This is a genomic window from Atlantibacter hermannii, assembly GCF_009907385.1.
Classification (GTDB): Bacteria; Pseudomonadota; Gammaproteobacteria; order Enterobacterales; family Enterobacteriaceae; genus Atlantibacter; species Atlantibacter hermannii_A.
The window spans coordinates 1-3,254 of sequence record NZ_JAAATR010000067.1 but is presented as its reverse complement, the minus strand read 5'-3'; the positions used below and the strand labels follow the sequence as shown (position 1 = coordinate 3,254).

7 protein-coding genes are annotated in these 3,254 nt (G+C 60.8%); all 7 read left to right on the top strand.

Annotated elements, in window-relative coordinates; translation table 11 throughout:
• Positions 1 to 199: 199 nt before the first annotated feature.
• The 7 genes from GV764_RS16680 to GV764_RS16650 all read left to right on the top strand — a co-directional run bounded on the left by GV764_RS16680 (position 200) and on the right by GV764_RS16650 (position 3,231).
• Entirely contained in the window at positions 200 to 490 is a 291-nt protein-coding gene (locus GV764_RS16680) for a nucleotidyltransferase family protein (protein ID WP_001247892.1), read from the top strand.
• The gene (locus tag GV764_RS16675) at positions 487 to 888 is read left to right on the top strand and encodes a HepT-like ribonuclease domain-containing protein (protein ID WP_001293886.1); all 402 of its coding nucleotides are present in this window, start codon (positions 487 to 489) and stop codon (positions 886 to 888) included. The genes GV764_RS16680 and GV764_RS16675 overlap by 4 nt, the downstream gene beginning before the upstream one ends.
• Positions 878 to 1,234, top strand: coding sequence for a cupin domain-containing protein (locus GV764_RS16670; protein ID WP_000215515.1), 357 nt, complete (start codon positions 878 to 880; stop codon positions 1,232 to 1,234). The genes GV764_RS16675 and GV764_RS16670 overlap by 11 nt, the downstream gene beginning before the upstream one ends.
• Before the next feature lie 254 nt (positions 1,235 to 1,488).
• Complete coding sequence (locus GV764_RS16665) at positions 1,489 to 1,815, top strand: hypothetical protein (RefSeq protein ID WP_003100858.1); 327 nt, start codon at positions 1,489 to 1,491, stop codon at positions 1,813 to 1,815.
• Positions 1,812 to 2,312, top strand: a complete 501-nt coding sequence (locus GV764_RS16660; protein ID WP_003100856.1) for a hypothetical protein — start codon at positions 1,812 to 1,814, stop codon at positions 2,310 to 2,312. Before GV764_RS16665 ends, GV764_RS16660 begins: the two co-directional genes overlap by 4 nt.
• Positions 2,309 to 2,680 (top strand): hypothetical protein, encoded by a 372-nt coding sequence (locus GV764_RS16655; RefSeq protein WP_021243030.1) that lies wholly within the window; start codon positions 2,309 to 2,311, stop codon positions 2,678 to 2,680. Before GV764_RS16660 ends, GV764_RS16655 begins: the two co-directional genes overlap by 4 nt.
• Positions 2,674 to 3,231 (top strand): recombinase family protein, encoded by a 558-nt coding sequence (locus GV764_RS16650; RefSeq protein WP_003100847.1) that lies wholly within the window; start codon positions 2,674 to 2,676, stop codon positions 3,229 to 3,231. The genes GV764_RS16655 and GV764_RS16650 overlap by 7 nt, the downstream gene beginning before the upstream one ends.
• Positions 3,232 to 3,254 lie beyond the last annotated feature (23 nt).

Below are 3,254 nucleotides of genomic sequence, written 5' to 3'. Positions count from 1 at the left end.
TGACCATAGATTCCGTTTTCTGAGACGACCACAGATCAGAAAAGACTGTGCAGCCGACTCTTGATATTCCGTGCAGTCACCTTCTGAAAATGACAGGCGCGGCACGGGAATCAAGGCATTGCGATTCTCGAAAATAGTTCTTGAAATTCTATTCTTGATTGCATATCATCTCAACGAGTTTCGATAAGAAAGGATGCGCATGCGACCGTCTGTTGTGCTTGACATGAAGCGAAGCGCAGTGCGTGAAGCGGTAGGCCGCTTTCGCGCCGCGAACCCGCGCGTCTTCGGCTCGGTGCTGCATGGCACCGACCGGGATGGCAGCGACCTCGACCTGTTGGTCGATGCGCTGCCCGGTGCCACGTTGTTGGACTTGGGCGATTTGGAAGAAGAACTGAAATCGCTGCTCGGCGTTGACGTCGATCTGCTGACTCCCGGCGACCTGCCGCCGAAGTTCCGGGCCAAGGTGCTCGCGGAGGCGCAACCGATATGAGCGAGAACCGCCTGCCCGATTACCTCGACCACATTCAGCAGGCCGCAACCGATGCGCGCAGCTTCGTGGAAGGGATGGCCAAGGACGACTTCTTGGCCGACAAGCGCACCCAGCAGGCCGTCATCATGAGCCTGATCGTCATCGGCGAGGCGGCCACAAAGGTGATGGATGGCTACGTCGAGTTCACCCAGGCGCATGCCGACGTGCCGTGGCGCAGCATGCGCAATATGCGTAATCGCATGGCTCACGGCTATTTCGACATCAACCTCGATGTGGTGTGGGAGACGGTACAGGAATGGCTGCCGGCGTTGCTCCAGCAATTGCCCGCCGTGCGTCAGGATGCCGACGATGAAGACCGTAACGACAACTGTGAAAGAGGGATCTCCGATGACTGTTGAATCGAGAATATTTTCTGTAGCCGAGTATGTTCAGCCGTCCGAAGGCGAGCCTATTCGTTCCGTTGTGCTTGAAACCCGAGACTCAATTATCGTGGTTTGGCATGTCCATCCCGGGCAGGAAATTGCGGCTCACATTCATCCTCACGGCCAAGACACGTGGACTGTTTTGTCGGGAATGGCTGATTACTTTCAGGGCAATGGGATTGTTCGTGCCCTCAGGGAAGGTGAGATAGCCGTGGCAAGACCGGGCCAAGTGCACGGGGCGCGAAATACAGGTACCGAGCCATTTGTGTTAGTCTCGGTTGTGGCATCAGCCAATGCCGGTTTCGTATTGGCTGAGCGATAGAGCCCAATCTCTGGAGTTGGTCCAATGAGCGGTCGGGGAGATAGGTAACAGACATGCAGCGGACACGGCTGCTAAACCAGGTCGCAAACCTCCTTGCGTCGCAGCGTGCCGCAAGCGACGCGATCAATCGAATGGGGTCGGCATGAGACTGAACACCATCCAGTTCCCGACCGCGTAGCCGCCTGTCCTGCCGATCAGGTCTTGACCATCGACGCCTGGGATCAGTCCTGAATGTTCTTGGAGACCACTACGTTATGAGCCGCAGCCGCCGCAAAACACCCATCGTCGGGCACACGACCTGCGGCAGCGAGCGCGAGGACAAGAAGCTCTGGCATCAGCGCTGGCGCACCCGTGAGCGCACGGCGCTGACCAGCGCGTCGCCCGAAGCCCTGAGCGCCCATCTGCCCCTGCTGGAAAACCAGGCCAGCAGCGTCTGGTCGATGGGCAAGGATGGCCGCTCCTACTGGCCCGTCAAGCGCCAGGCCGCCACGGCGGATCGCATCGCCAATCACAAGGGACGCAACCCGCAAGAACGCGCCTCCCTGAAAAAGCGCCTGCTGCGCAAGTGGATGAGCAAATGAAGCTCTCCTTCCATCAGCACATTGCGCTGTTCTGGATGATCGGTGCTCCGGGCGTCTTCGCGCCCGTGATCGAGAACGCCAAGCGGCCCGATGCCGGCGCCGTCATGGCGTGGGGTGTCGCGATCGTGGCGGTGATGATCCTCTTCACCCCTTTGCTGCTGCGCTGTCCACCATTCCGGCGCTGGTATGGCCGGACGGATGCGCTGTCGGAGCGGCAGCGCCAGGCGCTTGCCGAGCGCGGCCTGCGCCGCTACTACCAGACCGCTTTCGATGACGGCTACGTGCCCCGCGTGATGCCCTACGTGTGGCGCATCATCTGGACGGTCGGCGGGTTGATGGCTGTGACCGCCGTACTGCCTACCAACACCGGACGGCCAGCCTTCGATGCCTTGGTGGTCTTCTCGACCTGGTATCCGATAGGCGTGATGCTGCTGGTTTTCGCGTCGAGGCCCCTTGGCCGGTTGATTCGCCAAAGAGCACAGGAGCGGCGGAAATGAGCACGTCAACCATCGAGGCGCTGGCCAGCGCCTGGGCAAGGATTGCCGAGGAAGCGGAATTCCCCGCTGACTACGAGGGGACTGCCACACCACAAGCGCATCGGGCTAGCGAAGCTATTCAGGAGCAGATTCGGGAGCGCATCGTCGCCACCAACGACATGCGGCTGTTCAGCCTGCTGCACCTGCTGAGTCAGGCGTCGCTGCGCATGGAGCAAGCGCTGTGGCCGGAGGATTACGAGCGGATGACGCGCGAGGTTGAGGAAGCCCTGCGGCAAGCCACCGACGCCAACGCCAGATCGTACACCCACGAAGAAGTGATGCAGGCGATGCAGGAACGCATCGACCGGGCGCGAGACAAGCCATGTTGATTGGCTATGCGCGCGTCTCGACGCAGGATCAGAACCTGGAGCTGCAACGCGAAGCCTTGAGCAAGGCCGGATGTAAAAAGGTCTTCGAGGACAAGGTGAGTGGCACGCGGGCAGACCGGCCTGGCTTGGCCAAGACGCTCGAAATGCTGCGCGAAGGCGATACTTTGGTCGTCTGGAAGCTCGACCGGCTGGGCCGGTCGGTCAAGCAACTGGTCGATCTGGTCGGCGATCTGCACAAGCACGGTGTCCAGTTCAGGAGCCTCACCGACTCCATCGACACCGGCACACCATCCGGGCGGTTCTTCTTCCACGTCATGGCGAGCCTTGCCGAAATGGAGCGCGAGCTGACCGTCGAGCGCACCCGCGCCGGGCTGGAAGTCGCCAAGCAGCTCGGCCGCAAAGGCGGCCGCAAGCCGAAGATGACCGACAGCAAGATCGAGTCGGCCAAGAAGCTGCTGGCCAGCGGGGTGCCGCCCAAGGACGTGGCCAAGAACCTCGGCGTGTCCATTCCGACGCTGTACCGCTGGGTGCCAGCCTCCACGCACGCTTAGCGTGCTTTATTTAATGAGATGGT

What these genes read in the sequence shown, in the direction of transcription:
- GV764_RS16680 (WP_001247892.1), top strand. Translation starts at nt 200, where the DNA reads ATGCGACCGTCTGTTGTGCTTGACATGAAGCGAAGCGCAGTGCGTGAA.
- GV764_RS16670 (WP_000215515.1), top strand. Translation starts at nt 878, where the DNA reads ATGACTGTTGAATCGAGAATATTTTCTGTAGCCGAGTATGTTCAGCCG.
- GV764_RS16660 (WP_003100856.1), top strand. Translation starts at nt 1,812, where the DNA reads ATGAAGCTCTCCTTCCATCAGCACATTGCGCTGTTCTGGATGATCGGT.
- GV764_RS16650 (WP_003100847.1), top strand. Translation starts at nt 2,674, where the DNA reads ATGTTGATTGGCTATGCGCGCGTCTCGACGCAGGATCAGAACCTGGAG.
- GV764_RS16665 (WP_003100858.1), top strand. Translation starts at nt 1,489, where the DNA reads ATGAGCCGCAGCCGCCGCAAAACACCCATCGTCGGGCACACGACCTGC.
- GV764_RS16675 (WP_001293886.1), top strand. Translation starts at nt 487, where the DNA reads ATGAGCGAGAACCGCCTGCCCGATTACCTCGACCACATTCAGCAGGCC.
- GV764_RS16655 (WP_021243030.1), top strand. Translation starts at nt 2,309, where the DNA reads ATGAGCACGTCAACCATCGAGGCGCTGGCCAGCGCCTGGGCAAGGATT.